This is a genomic window from Streptomyces sp. L-9-10, assembly GCF_004151105.1.
Classification (GTDB): Bacteria; Actinomycetota; Actinomycetes; order Streptomycetales; family Streptomycetaceae; genus Streptomyces.
Map to the genome: position 1 here is coordinate 74,677 of NZ_PHRF01000164.1, position 17,658 is coordinate 92,334.

Annotated in this window: 18 protein-coding genes and 1 tRNA gene; 9 read left to right on the forward strand and 10 right to left on the reverse strand. The window is 71.3% G+C overall.

Annotated features, from left to right (window positions below; genetic code table 11):
* Positions 1 to 31: 31 nt before the first annotated feature.
* On the reverse strand, positions 32 to 652 hold the full coding sequence (locus CU044_RS35815) for a TetR/AcrR family transcriptional regulator (protein WP_129772930.1): 621 nt from the start codon (positions 650 to 652) through the stop codon (positions 32 to 34).
* On the reverse strand, positions 649 to 2,172 hold the full coding sequence (locus CU044_RS35820) for a 3-hydroxyacyl-CoA dehydrogenase (protein ID WP_129772931.1): 1,524 nt from the start codon (positions 2,170 to 2,172) through the stop codon (positions 649 to 651). Before CU044_RS35820 ends, CU044_RS35815 begins: the two co-directional genes overlap by 4 nt.
* A gap of 217 nt (positions 2,173 to 2,389) precedes the next feature.
* On the opposite strand from CU044_RS35820, the gene paaN reads away from it, so the two are divergent.
* The gene (gene paaN / locus CU044_RS35825; RefSeq protein ID WP_129772932.1) at positions 2,390 to 4,123 is read left to right on the forward strand and encodes a phenylacetic acid degradation protein PaaN; all 1,734 of its coding nucleotides are present in this window, start codon (positions 2,390 to 2,392) and stop codon (positions 4,121 to 4,123) included.
* A gap of 59 nt (positions 4,124 to 4,182) precedes the next feature.
* On the opposite strand, the gene CU044_RS35830 is transcribed toward paaN, so the two are convergent.
* From CU044_RS35830 to CU044_RS35840, 3 genes are all read right to left on the reverse strand, one after another.
* Positions 4,183 to 5,007, reverse strand: a complete 825-nt coding sequence (locus tag CU044_RS35830) for a TrmH family RNA methyltransferase (protein ID WP_129772933.1) — start codon at positions 5,005 to 5,007, stop codon at positions 4,183 to 4,185.
* 99 nt (positions 5,008 to 5,106) lie between these two features.
* Positions 5,107 to 6,327 (reverse strand): HTTM domain-containing protein, encoded by a 1,221-nt coding sequence (locus CU044_RS35835; RefSeq protein ID WP_165372050.1) that lies wholly within the window; start codon positions 6,325 to 6,327, stop codon positions 5,107 to 5,109.
* A 290-nt stretch (positions 6,328 to 6,617) separates the two neighbouring features.
* A complete protein-coding gene (locus CU044_RS35840) occupies positions 6,618 to 7,466 on the reverse strand; it encodes a DUF5819 family protein (RefSeq protein WP_345790169.1) in 849 nt (282 codons plus the stop codon).
* Between the two features lie 14 nt (positions 7,467 to 7,480).
* On the opposite strand from CU044_RS35840, the gene paaA reads away from it, so the two are divergent.
* From paaA to CU044_RS35865, 5 genes are read left to right on the forward strand one after another with little or no spacing between them, the layout of a single operon-like run.
* Positions 7,481 to 8,461 carry a 1,2-phenylacetyl-CoA epoxidase subunit PaaA gene (gene paaA / locus CU044_RS35845; RefSeq protein WP_129772986.1) on the forward strand — a complete coding sequence of 327 codons (981 nt, stop codon included), beginning with the start codon at positions 7,481 to 7,483 and terminating at the stop codon, positions 8,459 to 8,461.
* Positions 8,458 to 8,748, forward strand: a complete 291-nt coding sequence (gene paaB, locus CU044_RS35850; protein WP_129772935.1) for a 1,2-phenylacetyl-CoA epoxidase subunit PaaB — start codon at positions 8,458 to 8,460, stop codon at positions 8,746 to 8,748. Before paaA ends, paaB begins: the two co-directional genes overlap by 4 nt.
* Positions 8,745 to 9,500, forward strand: coding sequence for a 1,2-phenylacetyl-CoA epoxidase subunit PaaC (paaC, locus tag CU044_RS35855; RefSeq protein ID WP_240046038.1), 756 nt, complete (start codon positions 8,745 to 8,747; stop codon positions 9,498 to 9,500). Before paaB ends, paaC begins: the two co-directional genes overlap by 4 nt.
* Positions 9,494 to 10,054: a 1,2-phenylacetyl-CoA epoxidase subunit PaaD gene (paaD, locus tag CU044_RS35860; protein WP_129772936.1), complete on the forward strand. Its 561-nt coding sequence runs from the start codon at positions 9,494 to 9,496 to the stop codon at positions 10,052 to 10,054. The genes paaC and paaD overlap by 7 nt, the downstream gene beginning before the upstream one ends.
* Positions 10,055 to 11,116, forward strand: coding sequence for a 2Fe-2S iron-sulfur cluster-binding protein (locus CU044_RS35865; RefSeq protein ID WP_129772937.1), 1,062 nt, complete (start codon positions 10,055 to 10,057; stop codon positions 11,114 to 11,116).
* A 96-nt stretch (positions 11,117 to 11,212) separates the two neighbouring features.
* Here the strand turns inward: CU044_RS35865 and CU044_RS35870 are convergent, their stop codons facing one another.
* The 4 genes from CU044_RS35870 to CU044_RS35885 form a co-directional block, all read right to left on the reverse strand.
* On the reverse strand, positions 11,213 to 11,557 hold the full coding sequence (locus CU044_RS35870) for a rhodanese-like domain-containing protein (RefSeq protein WP_129772938.1): 345 nt from the start codon (positions 11,555 to 11,557) through the stop codon (positions 11,213 to 11,215).
* 184 nt (positions 11,558 to 11,741) lie between these two features.
* Positions 11,742 to 12,599 carry a J domain-containing protein gene (locus CU044_RS35875; protein WP_129772939.1) on the reverse strand — a complete coding sequence of 286 codons (858 nt, stop codon included), beginning with the start codon at positions 12,597 to 12,599 and terminating at the stop codon, positions 11,742 to 11,744.
* 221 nt (positions 12,600 to 12,820) lie between these two features.
* Positions 12,821 to 14,302 carry a DUF2252 domain-containing protein gene (locus tag CU044_RS35880; protein WP_129772940.1) on the reverse strand — a complete coding sequence of 494 codons (1,482 nt, stop codon included), beginning with the start codon at positions 14,300 to 14,302 and terminating at the stop codon, positions 12,821 to 12,823.
* A 123-nt stretch (positions 14,303 to 14,425) separates the two neighbouring features.
* The gene (locus CU044_RS35885) at positions 14,426 to 14,776 is read right to left on the reverse strand and encodes a helix-turn-helix domain-containing protein (RefSeq protein ID WP_129772941.1); all 351 of its coding nucleotides are present in this window, start codon (positions 14,774 to 14,776) and stop codon (positions 14,426 to 14,428) included.
* 120 nt (positions 14,777 to 14,896) lie between these two features.
* Here CU044_RS35885 and CU044_RS35890 point away from each other — a divergent pair, with 120 nt between their 5' ends.
* Complete coding sequence (locus CU044_RS35890; protein ID WP_129772942.1) at positions 14,897 to 15,514, forward strand: NAD(P)H-dependent oxidoreductase; 618 nt, start codon at positions 14,897 to 14,899, stop codon at positions 15,512 to 15,514.
* Between the two features lie 228 nt (positions 15,515 to 15,742).
* On the opposite strand, the gene CU044_RS35895 is transcribed toward CU044_RS35890, so the two are convergent.
* Positions 15,743 to 15,826: transfer RNA gene (locus CU044_RS35895), tRNA-Leu, on the reverse strand.
* A 315-nt stretch (positions 15,827 to 16,141) separates the two neighbouring features.
* Here CU044_RS35895 and CU044_RS35900 point away from each other — a divergent pair.
* On the forward strand, positions 16,142 to 17,002 hold the full coding sequence (locus CU044_RS35900; RefSeq protein ID WP_129772943.1) for a DUF3662 and FHA domain-containing protein: 861 nt from the start codon (positions 16,142 to 16,144) through the stop codon (positions 17,000 to 17,002).
* A gap of 10 nt (positions 17,003 to 17,012) precedes the next feature.
* Complete coding sequence (locus tag CU044_RS35905; protein ID WP_129772944.1) at positions 17,013 to 17,531, forward strand: FHA domain-containing protein; 519 nt, start codon at positions 17,013 to 17,015, stop codon at positions 17,529 to 17,531.
* Positions 17,532 to 17,658 lie beyond the last annotated feature (127 nt).

The window sequence follows — 17,658 nt, forward strand, 5'->3', positions numbered from 1 at the left end:
GGAGGCCGTCGACGGGTTCAGGAGACGACGGCTACGAGCCCTGCTGGGGGCCGCCCCGCTGCGGCTCGGTGCGCAGCCCGTCGAAGGCCAGCCGTACGACCGCGTCCGCGACCTGGTCACGGTCATAGCCGCCGGGCGCGTGCGGCCGGTACCACTCCACCAGCGAGTTGACCATGCCGAAGAGCAGCCGGGTCGCCAGCCTGATGTCCATGTCGGCGCGCAGATCGCCGTCCGCCGCGGCGGCCTTCAGCAGATCGGCGACCCGCTGGTCGAACTCCCGGCGTCGCTCCATGGCCCAGCGCTCGGTCTGGGTATTGCCCCTGACCCGCAGCAGCAGCGTCACATAGGGCAGCTCCGCGATCAGCACCTCGACCGTACGGCGGGTCACGTACTCCACCCGCCCGATGGCCCGTCCGCGCGTCGCCCCCTCCTCTTCGAGGATCCCGAAGAGGCCGTCCAGGGCGCGGCTGACCGCACGGCGCAGCAACTCCTCCTTGCCCACCACGTGGTGGTATATCGAGGACTTGGAGATCCCGGCCGCCTTGGAGAGATGCTCCATGGAGGTGCCGTCGTACCCGCGCTCGTTGAAGACGCGGACAGCGACGGTCAGCAGGGTCTCGGGCGTATAGGTGTCGCGCTTCGCGGTGGTCATGACGCGTCGTCCTCCTGCGCGGCGGCCAGACGGCGCAGGGCCTGGGAGGGGGCGTAGCGGCCCGTGGGGTACTCCTCGTGCAGCGCCTCCAGCGTGTCGAGCGCCCACCGCGCGCCGAGCCGGTCGCCCCAGTCGAGCGGGCCGCGCGGGTAGTTGACGCCGAGCCGCATCGCGAGGTCGATGTCCTCCGGGGCCGCCACCCGGCGCGCCGCCGCGTCGAGGGCGAAGTCCACGAGCATCGCGACCGTACGGGTCACGATCATGCCCGGGATGTCGCCGATCACGCTGACGTCCTTGCCCAGCGCCTGGAAGAGGCCGACGGCCTCCTTCAGGGCCGCCTCCGCCACGTGGGCCGCGGGCGCGAGGGCGATCCGGGTCGCCTCCCGGTAGTCCAGCGCCAGATCGAAGTGGATGACGGGCATCCCCGCGTCGTCGGCGGCCGAGCCGTCCGCCAGGAAGAGACGCGTGCCGTCGGACAGTTCGATCCAGCCGGGGTAGCCGGGGACGGCATCCTCCTCACGAGTGACGCCGATCCCCGCCTCCTCGATCAGGCCGGGCAGCGCGTCCGCCGCGAACAGCTCGCCCCGCACGACGACGGACGCGGGCGCCTTTTCCGGCCCCGCCGTGTGCGCGGCGGCCTGCGGCGTGGCGTCCTCGCCGTACGCGTACCACCCCCGGCCGGCCTTGCGCCCCAGCCGCCCCGACTCCACCAGCCGGCGCTGTGCGAGCGACGGCGTGAACTTCGGGTCCTGGAAGAAGGACTCCCAGACCGACCGGGTGACGGCCTCGTTGACGTCCTGGCCGATCAGATCGGTCAGCTCGAAGGGGCCCATCCGGAAGCCGCCGCACTCGCGCAGGACCGCGTCGATGGTGGCGGGCTCCGCGGCCCGCTCCTCGTACACGCGCAGCGCCTCCGCGTAGAAGGGGCGGGCGACGCGGTTGACGATGAAGCCCGGGGTGTCGGCGCAGCGCACCGGCGTCTTTCCCCAGGCCAGCGCCGTCGCGTGGGCGCGCTCTGCGGCCGTCTCGTCGGTCGCGAAGCCGCTGACGACCTCCACGAGGGGCAGGAGAGGGGCGGGGTTGAAGAAGTGCAGTCCCAGGAAGCGGCCGGGGTGGCGCAGCGCGCCCGCGACGGCCGTGACGGAGAGGGAGGAGGTGTTCGTGGCGAGCAGGCAGTCGTCGGCGACGATGTCCTCCAGCGCCGCGAACAGTTCCCGCTTGACGGCGAGTTCCTCCAGGACCGCTTCGACGACGAGCGCGGCGTCCGCCAGCTCGGCGAGGTCCCGGGCCGGGTGCAGCCGGGCGCGCGCGGCGTCGCGCGTCACGGCGTCGAGACGGCCCTTCTCGACCAGCCGGTCGAGTCGCCCCGCGAGAGTGGTGGCGGCCTGCTCCGCGCGGCCGGGCACGGCGTCGTAGAGCCGTACGGGGTGGCCCGCGACCAGCGCCACCTGGGCTATGCCCTGCCCCATCGTGCCGGTGCCGACGACCGCGACGACGCGGCCGGGCTCGATTGCTGTCATGGACGCAATCCTCCCGTATGAGTGAGCCATTGAGTGAGCCGGTTATCCACAGACGGGTCGTCCACGGACGAGTTATGGGACGAGTACGGGCGAGTTGTGCACAGGTTCGCCGGACACCCTTGTCCCGACCGATCGTTCGGTTACTCTAACTCTGTCCGCCCGTTCATGTCCCTGTCCGTGTCCCTGATGCTCAGCCCGACCGAGGAGTGGGTCCGTCATGGCCGCCGCCCAGCTCAGTCCCCAGCAGCTCTCCGACAAGCACCGGCCCACGCTCGACCGGGCTCTCGACGCGATCAGCACCCGCGCCTACTGGTCCCCGCACCCCGAGCACCCCAAGGGGTACGGGGAGACCGCCCCGGCGGACGGGCTCGCCGCCTTCCAGGCGCTGCGCGGGACCCGCTTCGAGCTGGACCAGCCGGGGACGGACGGCTGGACCGGTGGCGAGATCTCGCCCTACGGCCCGGCGCTGGAGGTCGAGTATCCGCACGCGGACCTGGATGTCCTGCTGCCCGCCATGCGCGCGGGGATGGGCGCGTGGCGCGAGGCCGGGCCCGAGACGCGCGCCCTGGTCTGTCTGGAGATCCTGGCCAGGATCAGCGCCCGCACGCACGAGTTCGCGCACGCGGTGATGCACACCAGCGGGCAGGCGTTCATGATGGCGTTCCAGGCGGGCGGGCCGCATGCCCAGGACCGCGGTCTGGAGGCCGTGGCGTACGCGTACCGGGAGCAGATCCGTACGCCGGCCGAGGCCGGCTGGTCCAAGCCGCAGGGCAAGCGCGACCCCCTTGAGCTGCGGAAGACCTTCACGGCGGCGGGGCGCGGGATCGCGCTGCTGGTCGGCTGCAACACGTTCCCGACGTGGAACGGCTACCCGGGCCTGTTCGCCTCCCTGGCCACCGGCAATCCGGTGCTCGTCAAGCCGCATCCGCGGGCGGTCCTGCCCCTCGCGCTGACGGTCCGGGTGGCCCGCGAGGTGCTCGCCGAGGCGGGCTTCGACCCGAATCTGACCGCCCTGGCCGTGGAGCGGCCCGGCGAGGGGATCGCCAAGACCCTGGCCGTACGCCCCGAGATCCGGATCATCGACTACACCGGGTCCACCGCTTTCGGCGACTGGCTGGAGACCCACGCCCGTCAGGCGCAGGTGTACACGGAGAAGGCCGGCGTCAACACCGTCGTGATCGACTCCACCGACGACTACAAGGGGATGCTCTCCAACCTCGCGTTCTCGCTCTCGCTGTACAGCGGCCAGATGTGCACCACCCCGCAGAATCTGCTGATCCCCCGGGACGGCATCGCGACGGACGTCGGCGAGAAGTCGTACGACGAGGTGGTGGCCGATCTCGCGGCCTCGGTGAGCGGGCTGCTGGGCGACGACGCCCGCGCCAACGCGCTCCTGGGCGCGCTGGTCAACCCGGAGGTGAAGGCCCGTCTCGACGCGGCGGGCGGGCTCGGGGATGTCGCGCTGGCCTCGCGCGAGATCACCAACCCGGACTTCCCGGACGCAGTGGTCCGTACGCCCGCGATCGTGAAGGCGGACGGCGCCCGCAAGTCCTGGGAGAAGGCGTGGGAGGGCGCGGCCCAGGGCGGCGGCGCCACCGACGCGGAGCTGCCGTATCTCGCGGAGTGCTTCGGCCCGGTGTCCTTCGCGGTCGCCGTGGACTCGACGGAGGACGCGCTGGAGCTGCTGCGGCGCACGGTGCGCGACAAGGGCGCGATGACGGTCGGCGCGTACACGACGTCGAGCGAGACGGAGCGCGCGATCGAGGACGTCTGCCTGGAGGAGTCCGCGCAGCTCTCGCTGAACCTCACGGGAGGGGTCTATGTGAACCAGACAGCGGCCTTCTCCGACTTCCACGGCTCCGGCGGCAACCCGGCGGCGAACGCGGCGCTGTGTGACGCGGCGTTCGTCGCGAACCGCTTCCGGGTGGTGGAGGTACGCCGCCAGGCCTGAGGCGCGCTGGACGCCTGAGGCGTATCCCGGGCGCCCGGGGAAGGGGTGCCGCCCGCCGGTCAGGGGGCGGGCGGCACCGACCCGGCTAGGGGGACGTGGCCGCTCCGGGAGGCCGTGGCCTCGTCGGGAACCGCGGCCGGCCCGCCCCAGTGGAACAACGTCATGGCCACGCTGGTGGCGAGGTTGTAGCTGGACACCTGCGACCGCATCGGGAGCGACAGCAGTGCGGTGGCCCGGCTCCGGACGTCCGCCGAGAGCCCGTGCCGCTCGGAGCCGAAGGCGAGCAACGCGTCATCGGGGAGGGTCACGGACCGGATGTCCTCGCCCTCCGGATCCAGCGCGTAGAGCGGTCCCGGAGGAAAGTCATCGGGAGAGAGCCGCTCGACAGCGGTGGCGAAGTGGAGCCCGGCGCCGGCGCGCACGGCGTTCGCGTGCCAGGGGTCCAGGTCGCCGGTCGTGATCACACCGGTCGCCCCGAACCCGGCGGCGAGCCGCACCACGGCCCCGACATTGCCCAGATTGCGCGGGTTGTCGAGGACGACGACGGGTGCCGGACGGGGCAGAACCGACAGCGCGTCGAGGTTGGCGCGGCGACCGCGCCTGACCGCGAGTGCCGCGATCTGCGTGGCGTGGACACGCGGCACCAGCTCCCGCAGGACGTGGGCCGGTACCTCGACGACGGATTCCTTGATCGCGTCCGTCAGGTCGTCGGCGAGTTCCGCGGCCAGGGCGAGGGCGGCGTCCTTGTCGCTCGTGACGGCCGACCGTACGTCCGCCCCGAACCGGAGCGCGTGTTTCAGCGCGTGGAAGCCGTCGAGGACCACCAGGTCGGGGCCGGCCTCGCGCCACTGCCGTACGGCGCGGGCGGCATCAGCGTCGTTCATCGCCTCAGGGTACGGCGTGCCCACCATGACCAGGCAGTTCGCGGGCCCCGCCCGGCCGCTGCCCGAGAGCCGCGGCCATGGCGGGAGACGTATGGGGTCTCACGACCGGCCGTCGGGCCCGACAAGGGTGCGGGGCTGGTCAGGGCTCTCGCTCAGCTGCTCGGGCAACGGTTTGCCCCGCCAGAGGAAGAGCCGGTCCCGCAGATGTGCGATCCGGTCACCGAGCCATCGCAGGAAGTTCGTCGGCAGGAACACCGCGTCCGCGGCGATCATCGCGAGCGAGAAGAACGGCAGCCCGAGCAGCACGGCGATGCCCGCGTGCTCCAGCATCATCGCGACCAGCAGCACATTCTTGACGCGGCGGTTGAAGAGCGTGAACGGGAAGGCGACCTGCACGATGACCGTGCCGTAGCTGACCAGCATGACCATGACGCCGCTGGAGGCGAGCAGCCCGGAGAGATCCGGCCAGGGCGAGAAGTAGTCCAGGTTGAGCGGGTAGTACAGGGCGGTGCCGTCCTGCCAGCGCGAGCCCTGGATCTTGTACCAGCCGGCGGTCGCGTAGACGAGACAGACCTCCGCCATGATCACGGCGAGTCCGGCATTGTGGACAAGGTTGGCGAGGATGTCGAGCAGCGCGCGGGGCTCGCCGTCGGGCGCGTACCGGTTCGCCGCCCACCACAGGCCCTGCGCGACCCAGAGTGCCCAGAACAGGATGAGCATCCACAGTTCGACATGGACCCGGTCCAGCGACGTACCGACCAGGAGCGCCCCTCCGAGGACCACCCACAGGACCGGTCCGACGCGGTCCGGTACGGCACGGTTCACGACAGGGTCCGGTATGGCACCGTCTGGTACGACGTCGGCCCCCTTGCGGGCGGCACGCGCCGCGCGCCTGGCGTCCAGCGACCAGACCTGACCGCACCGCGTCAGGACAAGATAGATCGCGATCAGATGGATGATGTTGTCGCCGCCGTCGCCCATGAAGATGGAGCGGTTCTGCAGCGACAGCACCCCGAACATGAAGACCACGGACATCGTGCGGGTGCGCCAGCCGAGCAGCAGCAGCGCGCTGGACAGCACGGCGACGGCGTACACGATCTCGAACCAGACCGTGCTGTCCGACCACATCAGCCCGGTGAAGGCACCGTTCTTGGCGATCAGTTGCTGGGCGAGGTCCCAGCCCCACGGGGCGTCGGGCCCGTACATCTCATGGCGGTGAGGCAGCTCGCGCAGGAGGAAGAGCAGCCAGGTACCGGCGAACCCGATCCGGACGACGGCGCTCTGGTACCGGCCGAGAGGGCCGGCGGTCACGCGCTGGATACCGCGGGCGGCCCAGCGGTCGAAGGTGACCCGCCGGCCGCCCCGGCTGCCCTCCGTCGCGCTCGGCGGCCCGTCCGGGGGCCCGTCCGGGGGCCCGTCCGGGGGCCCGTCCGGGGGCCCGTCCGGGGGCCCGTCCGGGGGCCCGTCCGGGGGCCCGTCCGGCGGACTGTCCGGGGGCCCGTCCGGCGGACTGTCCGGCGGACTGTCCGGCAGCCGCTCCGGTGCCCCGTCCGGCAGGCGCTCCGGCGTCGCGCCCGGCAGACCGTCCCGCGGATGCTCCGACCGCTCGCTCACTCGCCCGCCTCCGTACGGTCGTTCCGTACGCCCCCGGGAAGATCGGACGCGTTCACCGTCCACCAGGGGAAGACCCGGTAGAACGGGCGCGTATTGACCTTCTCCCCGCTCCAGGCGGGGGCCGTGATGGCGGTCGTGGCGGACCTGAGCTGGAGGCGTTCCACGGAACCGCCCAGATCGTGGTCCTCCAGGCGGAGCATCACTATGCGGCGGACGTAGCTCTCGGAGAGCTGCCCGCGCAGACCGTTGGGGCGGTTCTTGTCGTCGCGCGATCCGACGAAGAAGTCCCAGCCCCGGCGCAGCTCGTTCTGGTCGACATGGCTGGGCAGCGGATTGCCGCGGATCGCCGCGCCGTCCTCGGCGGAGAGATCGATCCAGTCGGAGGTCCTACGGGAGCCGTCGGGGGTCTCGATCTCGGCGCGCGCCTGGACGGCCACGTTCTGCTGGAGCGGGTTGGGCGCGAAGAGCTTCCAGTTCTGTTCGAACTCGGGATAAATCCAGCCGTCGACGGTCTCACCGTGCTGCTTGGTGAGCGTGTTGGACGGGGCGACATGCAGAAACACCATGGCCACATGTCCGCAGGCCAGCACCCCGATGACCGCGAGGGCCACGGCGGCCACCACTTGGTAGCGGAGGGAGAGGCCGGCTATCCCGGCGCCCGGTGGCGGCCCGGCCGGCACACCCTCGTCGTCGTACGAATCCATCCCGCCCCGATCCCCGTTGGTGCCACAGTCACTTATCCACAGCGGTTGACACCCTACGGGCCGCCGACTCACCATTGAAGTCCATGAACCGAACGATCGGTCGGTAGGGGGCTCGGATGACGGCAGTGACCGCGGGAACAGCTGCGGAGGCGACGATGGAGACGACGGCGGAGGGGTTCGAGGCGGGGTTCGACGCCGCGGTGGCCGCCGATGAGCGCATCGAGCCGCGCGACTGGATGCCCGAGGCATACCGCGCCTCCCTGGTCCGCCAGATCGCGCAGCATGCCCACTCCGAGATCATCGGCATGCAGCCGGAGGCGAACTGGATCACGCGCGCGCCGTCGCTGCGCCGCAAGGCGATCCTGATGGCCAAGGTGCAGGACGAGGCGGGACACGGGCTGTATCTCTACAGCGCGGCAGAGACGCTGGGCACCGGCCGTGAGGAGCTGCTCGACAAGCTCCACACCGGCCGCCAGAAGTACTCGTCGATCTTTAACTATCCGACGCTGACCTGGGCCGATGTCGGCGCGATCGGCTGGCTGGTGGACGGCGCGGCGATCACGAACCAGGTGCCGCTGTGCCGCTGCTCGTACGGCCCCTACGCCCGCGCGATGGTCCGGATCTGCAAGGAGGAGTCCTTCCACCAGCGGCAGGGGTACGAGCTGCTGCTCGCGCTCAGCAACGGGACCCCGGCGCAGCACGACATGGCGCAGGACGCGGTGAACCGCTGGTGGTGGCCGTCGCTGATGATGTTCGGCCCGCCGGACGACGAGTCGGCCCACTCCGCGCAGTCCATGGCCTGGAAGATCAAGCGGCATTCCAACGACGAGCTGCGCCGGCGCTTCGTGGACATCTGCGTCCCGCAGGCCGAGGCCCTCGGGCTGACCCTGCCGGACCCGGATCTCCGCTGGAACGAGGAGCGGGGCCGGCATGACTTCGGCGCCATCGACTGGGCCGAGTTCCGCGAGGTCCTGAAGGGCAACGGCCCCTGCAACGAGCAGCGCATCACCCAGCGCCGCCGGGCGCACGAAGAGGGTGCCTGGGTACGGGACGCGGCGGCGGCGTACGCGACGAAGCGCGCCGCCGACGGCGCGGCGGCGGAAGACGGGATCCGGATGATGGAGGCGACGGCATGAGCAGCTCGACGGACTGGCCGCTGTGGGAGGTGTTCGTACGCTCCCGCCGCGGACTGTCCCACACCCACGCCGGGAGCCTGCACGCCCCGGACGCGGAGATGGCCCTCCGCAACGCCCGCGATCTCTACACCCGGCGCAACGAAGGGGTGTCGATCTGGGTCGTCCCGTCCTCGGCCGTCACCGCCTCCTCCCCCGACGAGAAGGACCCGTTCTTCGCGTCGGCCGCCGACAAGCCCTACCGGCACCCGACCTTCTACGAGATCCCGGAAGGGGTGAAGCACCTGTGAACGACGCACCGGTGACCGCCCCGACGACGATCCCGCAGGCGGCCCCGCCCCGGGCCGCGGCCCTCGCGCTCGGCGATGACGCCCTCGTGCTCTCGCACCGGCTGGGGGAGTGGGCGGGACACGCGCCCGTGCTGGAGGAGGAGGTCGCGCTCGCCAACATCGCGCTGGACCTGCTCGGCCAGGCACGGATCCTGCTCTCCCTCGTCGGGGACGAGGACGAGCTGGCCTATCTCCGCGAGGAACGGACCTTCCGCAATCTCCAGTTGGTCGAGCAGCCCAACGGCGACTTCGCGCACACGATCGCCCGCCAGCTCTACTTCTCGACCTACCAGCTCTTCCTGTACCGGCAACTGGCCGCCGGGGACAGCGCGTTCACCGGCCTCGCGGCCAAGGCCGTCAAGGAGGTCGCGTACCACCAGGACCACGCCGAGCACTGGACGCTGCGGCTCGGCGACGGCACGGCCGAGAGCCATGAGCGGATGGCGCGGGCCTGCGGGGCGCTGTGGCGGTTCACCGGCGAGATGTTCGAGCCGGTGGAGGGTCTGGAGGTCGACTGGCCGGCTCTGGAGGACAGTTGGCGCGCATCCGTCACCGGCGTGCTGGAGCGGGCGACGCTGACGCTGCCGGAAGGCCCCCGCTCCGGCGCCTGGCGGGCGGGCGCCGGCCGGCAAGGACTGCACACGGAGCCGTTCGGGCCGATGCTCGCCGAGATGCAGCATCTGCACCGCAGTCACCCGGGCGCGTCATGGTGAGCGGCACGGGCTCCCGGACCGCCGCCCCCTCCACCGCGGCCGCTTCAGCCGCTTCGGGCGATACGCACCCGACCGCGTTGGAGGCCGAGTTGCGCGCACTCGCCGGGGCGGTGCCCGACCCCGAGCTTCCGGTGCTGACGCTGGAGGAGCTGGGCGTGCTGCGCACGGTCGTGATGTCGGGCCCCGGCCGGGTCCGGGTCGAGCTGACCCCGACCTATACGGGCTGCCCGGCGATCGAGACGATGTCCGAGGACATCGAGCGCGTGCTGCGCGAGCGCGGCATACCGGACGTCTCGGTCGTCACGGTCCTCTCCCCGGCCTGGTCGACGGATGACATCAGCGCCGAGGGCCGGCGCAAGCTCGCGGAGTTCGGCATAGCCCCGCCTCGCCCGGTTGCCGCCGACGGGCCCGTACCGCTCTCGCTCTCGATCCGCTGCCCGCACTGCGGCTCGACCGACACCGAGCTGCTGAGCAGGTTCTCCTCCACCGCGTGCAAGGCGCTGCGCCGCTGCACGGCCTGCCGTGAACCGTTCGACCACTTCAAGGAGTTGTAGATGTTCCATCCGCTCCGGGTCAGCGAGGTCGAGCCGCTCACGGACGACGCGGTGGCCGTCACCTTCACCGTCCCGCCCGAGCTGCGCGCGTCCTTCCGCCACACCCCCGGCCAGCACATCGCCCTGCGCCGAACCGACGCGCGGGGCGGGGAGATCCGGCGTACGTACTCGATCTGCGCGCCCGCCGGAGCCGATCCCGTGCTGCGGGTGGGGATCCGGCTGGTCGAGGGCGGCGAGTTCTCGACGTACGCCCTCAAGGAACTCGCCGTGGGCGACGTGGTCGACGTCATGGAGCCGACCGGCCGTTTCACGCTGGAGCCGCGCGCCGGGCACTTCGCGGCGGTCGTCGGCGGCAGCGGCATCACGCCGGTGCTGTCGATCGCCGCCACCCTGCTGGCGCGGGAGCCCGGCGCCCGGTTCTGTCTGGTCCGCAGTGACAGGACCGTCGCGTCCACGATGTTCCTGGAGGAGGTCGCCGACCTCAAGGACCGCTATCCGGACAGGTTTCAGCTGGTCAGCGTGGTCTCCAGAGAGGAACAGCAGGCGGGGCTGCCGTCCGGCCGGCTGGACCGGGAGCGGCTGATGGAACTGCTGCCCGCGCTGCTGCCGGTCGCCGACGTCGACGGCTGGTTCCTCTGCGGCCCGCTGGGTCTGGTCACCGGCGCCGAACGGGCGCTGCGCGGTCTCGGAGTGGCCCGCGACCGTGTCCACCAGGAGATCTTCCATGTCGATGACGCGGCCACGGCCACGGCGGCGCCGGGCACGGCCACCGCGCCGGTCCCCGCGCACAGCACGCTCACCGCGACCCTCGACGGCCGCTCGGGCAGCTGGCCCGTCAAGGACGGGGATTCCCTGCTGGAGACCGTGCTGCGCAGCCGCGCGGACGCGCCGTACGCGTGCAAGGGCGGGGTCTGCGGGACCTGCCGGGCGTTCCTGGTCTCGGGCGAGGTCAGGATGGACCGTAACTTCGCGCTCGAACCGGAAGAGACGGAAGCGGGCTATGTGCTGGCCTGCCAGTCCCATCCGGCGACCGCGGAAGTGGAGTTGGACTTCGACCGCTGAGCGACCGTGACCACCGAACGACCTGACCACCGAACGTCTGACCGCCGATCCGGGGCCCGGCTCACTGCGTGCCCCGGAAGGGCTCTGAGACGGGCCTCAGAGGACGAACGCCGGGCTGCCGTTGTCCGTGACCATCGGACGCCCGGCGCCGTCCCAGGCGAGCATCCCGCCGTCCACGTTCACCGCGTCGACACCCTGCTGAACCAGATACTGGGTGACCTGAGCCGACCGGCCGCCGACCCGGCACATGACATAGGTCCGTCGGCCCTCGGCCACCGCCTCGGTCACCTCACCGAAGCGGGCCACGAAGTCGCTCATCGGGACATGCAGCGCGCCCTCGACATGGCCGGCCGCCCACTCGTCGTTCTCCCGGACATCCAGCACCAGGCCGTCGGCCGGGACCGCCGCGGCATCGACCGAGGGCAGCGGGGCGAAGTTCATGGAAAGTGCCTTCTCTCGTACGTGACCGGGGCGGGCGGGATTCCGGACCGGGACCAGGAGGACCAAGCCCTGCGGACCGGCACCGGCACCGGCACCGGCACCGGCACCGGCCTGATGGTCTTCCGAACGTCCCCGCGGGCTCCCGCCCGATCAGCGGGCTCCCGGTCGGGGGCTCCGAAAAAATCTACTGCACCAGCCTTGCCAGTTCCGTCTCACGCTCGGAGACCTCCGCGAGCAGTTGCTCGGCGATCTCCTCCAGCAGCCGGTCCGGGTCGTCCGGAGCCATCCTGAGCATCGCGCCGATCGCGCTCTCCTCCAGCTCCTTGGCGACCACCGTCAGCATCTCCTTGCGCTGCGCCAGCCACTCCAGCCGGGCGTAGAGCTCCTCGCTCTCGCTCAGCCGAGGCGCCAGCGGCTCCGGCCCCGCCGCCCATTCCGCGACGAGTTCCTGGAGCAGAGGCTCGTCCCCCCGCCCATAGGCGGCGTTCACGCGTGTGAGGAACTCCTCACGCCGCGCCCGCTCCTTCTCGTCCTGCGCCAGATCCGGATGCGCCTTGCGCACCAGATCGCGATAGAGCTTGCGGGCCTCGTCGCTCGGCCTGACCCGCTTGGGCGGCCGCACGGGCTGATCGGTCAGCATCGCCGCCGCCTCCGGCGACAAGCCGTCGGAGTCGAGCCAGTCGTGGAACAGCTCGTCCACACCCGGCATCGGCTGCACCAGCGCGCGGGCCTCGCGCGCCTTGCGCAGATCCTCGGGATCACCGGTGCGCGCCGCACGGGCCTCGGCGATCATCGCGTCCAGCTCGTCGAGCCGGGCGTACATCGGGCCGAGCCGCTGGTGGTGCAGGCGGGAGAAGTTCTCCACCTCGATCCGGAAGGTCTCCAGCGCGATCTCGAACTCGATCAGCGCCTGCTCAGCGGCGCGCACGGCCGTCTCCAGCCGGGCCTCCGGACGCGGCGCCGCCCCCGCGTCGGGCGCGTCTCGTACGTCCTGCTCATCGTCGTTTCGGATCGTCGGCTCCCCAGGGGCGTCGTGCATCACCCGTCCAGCGTAAGGGCGAACGCGGTGGCCCCCGCGCCGTCCCATGCCGTCACACCCCTGGACCGACAGCCGTCACACCCCTGAACCAGCGAGCCCGACGGACCAGCGGGTCCGGCACCCCGTCCGCCAGGGCCCCGCGGTCCGAGCGGACGACGCCACCCCCTCGGACCTAGCACCCCCTCGGACCTAGCACCCCCTGGGACCTACTGCCGATCTCGGACCTACTGGTCCAGCTCGGCCGCGATCCGCCCGCTCCTGATGGCCGCCAGCAGCTCGGCGTGGTCCGCCTCCGTACGGTCCGCGTACGCCATGGCGAACGCCGCCACGGCCCCGTCCAGCTCCTCGCTCTTGCCGCAGTATCCGGCGATCAGCCGCGGGTCCACGCTGTGCGCGTGGGCCCTGGCCAGCAGCGCGCCGGTCATCCGTCCGTAGTCGTCTATCTGGTCGGCCGGAAGCGCCGCCGGGTCCACGCTCCCCTTGCGGTTCCTGAACTGCCGTACCTGACAGGGCCTGCCCCGGACCGTCGTCCACCCCAGCAGGCTGTCGCTGACCACCTGCATCCGCTTCTGCCCCAGCACCACACGCCGTCCCTCGTGCACCGCCTCCGGCGCCTCGAAGCCCACGGCCGGCAGATGGGGCAGCAGGGCTGAGGGCCGCGCCTCCTTCACCTGGAGGACCAGCGGCTCGCCCCGGTGGTCGAGGAGCAGCACCACATACGACCGCGTCCCGACGCTGCCGGTACCGACCACCCGGAACGCCACATCGTGGATCGCGTACCGCGCGAGCAGCGGCAGCCGGTCCTCCGAGAGCGTGCCCAGATACTCCTCCAGCGAGGCGGCGACCGCCGCGGCCTCCTCGTCGGACACCCGCCGCAGGACGGGCGGCGCGTCCACGAACCGCCGCGTGGCCCCGCCCGCGTCCCCGCCCACGCCGGGCACCGTCTCGGTGGCCTTGGCCGCGAACCGCGCGCTCGTGTTGTTGCGCGCCTTCTCCGACACGCGTTCCAGCGTGCCGGCCAGGTCGCGCGCGTTCGCGTGCGAGACCAGCTCCTCATCCGCGATGGCGTTCCACGCGTCGAGCGCGGGAAGCTTCGTCAGCAGCCGCATCGTGCGCCGGTAGGCGCCCACCGCGTCGTGTGCCCCCTGCCGGCAGGTGTCCTCGTCCGCTCCCGCCTCGCGGCCGGCCAGCACCAGTGAGGTGGCGAGCCGCTTGACGTCCCACTCCCAGGGGCCGGCCACGGTCTCGTCGAAGTCATTGAGATCGATCACGAGCCGGCCGCTCGCGTCCCCGTACAGACCGAAGTTCGCCGCGTGCGCGTCCCCGCAGATCTGCGCGGCGACGCCGGTGACCGGGGTGCCCGTCAGATCGTGGGCCATCAGCCCGGCGGCGCCCCGCAGAAAGGCGAACGGGGTCGCGGCCATCCGCCCCACCCGCAGCGGCGTCAGCCCGGGCACCCGGCCGCGGCTCGACTCCTCGACGGCCCGCACCGCGTCGGGCCGCCCCGCCGTGAACACCACCGAGTCGTGCGCGGACCTCGGCACCCGGCGCCGGAGCGCCTTGCCCCGGCCCTTGGGCGTCTCCGCCCCGCCCACGGCCGTACGCGGCGCGAAACCCGGCACCACCGGAATGCGCGCGCTCCCGGAAACCCCGGAGCCCTCGGAAACCGTGCGCGACGTGTCCGCCGCCGACCCGACATCGCCCATGGCGTGCCGCCTCCCCCGTACTCGTGCGAGATCAACCACACACGACGTTACCGCCGGGCCCGACAGCCGTCCTCCCCTGTGGAAAACCCCGGCCCGCTCCCGCTGCGCCCCTGTGGACAGGGCCTAGCAGCTGCCCTCCGAAGCCCCTCGCAGATGGGACTCGGCCCACAGCGCCAGCTCCTTCAGCGCGGGTTCCATCGCCGCCCCCGCCTCCGTCAGCCGGTACGAGACCCGCAGCGGCGGCCCCTCATCAACCTCCCGCACGACCAGCCCCGCCGCCCCCAGCTCCGTGAGCCGGTCCGAGAGCATGCGCTCGCTGATGCCGGGGATCGCCCGGCGCAGCTCCGCGAAGTAGACCGCTCGTTCCATCAGTACGGAGATGATCGGCCCGGTCCACCGCTTGCCGAGCAGCTCGAAGACGCGCGTGATGCTCACGTCCACCTTCTTGCACGCGTCCTCACTGTGGTCCGCCATACGCACAGAGTACTGGTTTTCCCAGGCGGGATGAAAAAAAGTAAGCGGCTATGTTATCTATAGGACCGAACGGAACTTCCGTCCGTTCGCCGTCATACACCACCCCTCATGGAGACCCTCATGGCCACGCTTCTGCACATCGACTCCGCCGTCTTCCCCGAAGGCTCCGCCTCGCGCGACATCACGGCCGCCTTCGTCCAGTCCTGGCGGGAGCAGCACCCCGAGGGAAAGATCATCTACCGCGATCTCGCCGCCGCCCCGCTGCCCCACCTGAACGTCAGCGCCGCCGCCGCGGGCGCGGACGACGCGCTGCGCGCGGAACTGGCCGCCGAACTGGCCGAGGCCGACGCCGTACTGATCGGCGCGCCGATGTACAACTTCACGATCCCGTCCACCCTGAAGGCGTGGCTCGACCAGGTGATCATCGTCGGCCACAACGCGGGCCGCCCCGACGCGCCGCTGGCCGGCACCCCGTTCACGATCGTCGCCAGCCGCGGCGGCTCGTACGCCCCCGGCACCCCGCGCGAGGACAGCGAGTTCGTCCAGAACTACCTGGAGAAGGTGCTGGCGAACATGTTCGGCACCACCCAGATCGACTTCATCGTCCCGGAGCTGACCCTGGCCCACACCAACCCGGGCATGGCCGACCTCATCCCGCTCGCCGAGGCGTCCCGCGCCAAGGCGGAGGAGGAGGCCACCCAGAAGGCCAAGGCCCTGGCCACCCGCCTCGCCGCCTGAGCGCCACCAAGCACCCGAGCGCTCCCGGGCGCCACAAAACACGCAGAGCACCTGCACGGTACAGAGCACAGAGAAGACACAGCGGGCACACAGAGCGCCCGAAGCCATGCCTCCCACGGGACCCCGCCCGCGGGAGGCATGTCTCACACCCGGACGTCTCACACCCGGACACCGGGAAGACACGACGAAGAAGCCCCGTAGGTCGATGACCTACGGGGCTTCCATCTGTGCGCGAGGGGGGAGTTGAACCCCCACGCCCTTTCGGGCACTGGAACCTGAATCCAGCGCGTCTGCCTATTCCGCCACCCGCGCATTGGGTGTGCCGTCCGGTGCTTCACCTGCTGGTGTGCGCTCCTGGCGACATCGAGAAGATTAGCACGGTGCGGAGGGTGGGTTCACCTCCGTTTGTTTCGATGACCCGGCCGCGGAACAGGGAACGAACAGCGGCCGCCCCCCACTCCTCGTGAGTGCACCCCGGGTGCGGGACACTGGCGTCAGGCCGCCTCTACGATCCGTGTGAGAGGTGACACTCATCGACGGGGCAGACAAGGGGAACCAGCCGATTTCCCGACGCGTGGATACGATCAGTAAGCAGTACCAGGACGGCCACTACGGAGGAGGTGCCCCATGGGAGTCATGAAGCGTTTCGAACAGCGTCTCGAAGGTTTGGTCAATGGCACCTTCGCGAAGGTGTTCAAGTCCGAGGTCCAGCCCGTCGAGATCGCGGGTGCCCTCCAGCGCGAATGCGACAACAACGCAACGATCTGGAACCGCGAGCGGACCGTCGTACCCAATGACTTCATCGTGGAGCTGAGCACGCCCGACTACGAGCGCCTCAGCCCGTACTCCGGACAGCTCGGCGACGAGTTGTCCGGACTCGTCCGCGATTACGCCAAGCAGCAGCGCTACACCTTCATGGGCCCGATCAAGGTCCATCTGGAGAAGGCCGAGGATCTCGACACCGGCCTGTACCGCGTCCGCAGCCGCACGCTGGCGTCCAGCACGTCCCAGGCGCCCGAGCGCGGTCCCGCGGGCTCCCCGGTGCCCGCCTCCCCGCACGGTGGCGCGCCCGGCGCCGCTCCCGGCGGTTACGGGTACCCGCCCGCCGCGGTCCCTCCCATGCCGCCCGCTCCACCGCCCGGTGGCGGCCACGCGCCCGCGGCGCACCGCCCTCCGGCCCCCGGCCCCGGCTCGCCGCCGCACGGCCAGGTGCGCCGCTGGATCGAGATCAACGGCACCCGCCACCAGATCTCCCGCGCGACACTCGTCCTGGGCCGCAGCACCGACGCGGACGTACGGATCGACGACCCCGGCGTATCGCGCAGGCACTGCGAAATCCGCACCGGGACGCCCTCGACCATTCAGGATCTCGGGTCGACCAACGGCATCGTGGTAGACGGACAGCACACCACCCGCGCTACGCTCCGCGACGGCTCGCGGATCGTCGTGGGCAACACCACCATCGTTTACAGGCAAGCCGAAGGGTGAAGCGGGGGCAATGTCAGAGCTGACCCTGACGGTCATGCGGCTAGGTTTTCTGGCCGTTCTGTGGCTGTTCGTGATCGTGGCCGTACAGGTCATCCGCAGCGACCTGTTCGGAACACGTGTCACGCAGCGCGGCTCACGCCGCAACGCCGACGCCCGACCGCAGCAGGCACGCCAGACACCGGCGCCGCCCCAGCAGCGCCAGCAGCAGCAACAGGGGGGCAGGCAGCGCCGCGGAGCCCCCACCAAGCTCGTCGTGTCCGAGGGAAGTCTCACCGGCACCACGGTGGCGCTCCAGGGACAGACCATCACGCTGGGCCGCGCGCACGACTCGACGATCGTGCTGGACGACGACTACGCGTCCAGCAGGCATGCCAGGATCTACCCGGACCGCGACGGCCAGTGGATCGTCGAGGACCTCGGCTCCACCAATGGCACGTATCTCGACCGGACCCGGCTCACGACCCCGACACCGATCGCGCCTGGCGCTCCGATCCGCATCGGCAAGACCGTCATCGAGCTGCGGAAGTAGTACGACAATGAGCGAGCGGAGCGAGCGAGCCGCGGCGGTACCGACGGCGGACCGCGGCCGGCTCCCGACCGGAGGGTGGGCAGTGTGGCTCGAGACCGGCTGGCGCGACAGTCGACTGGCGAGCCGA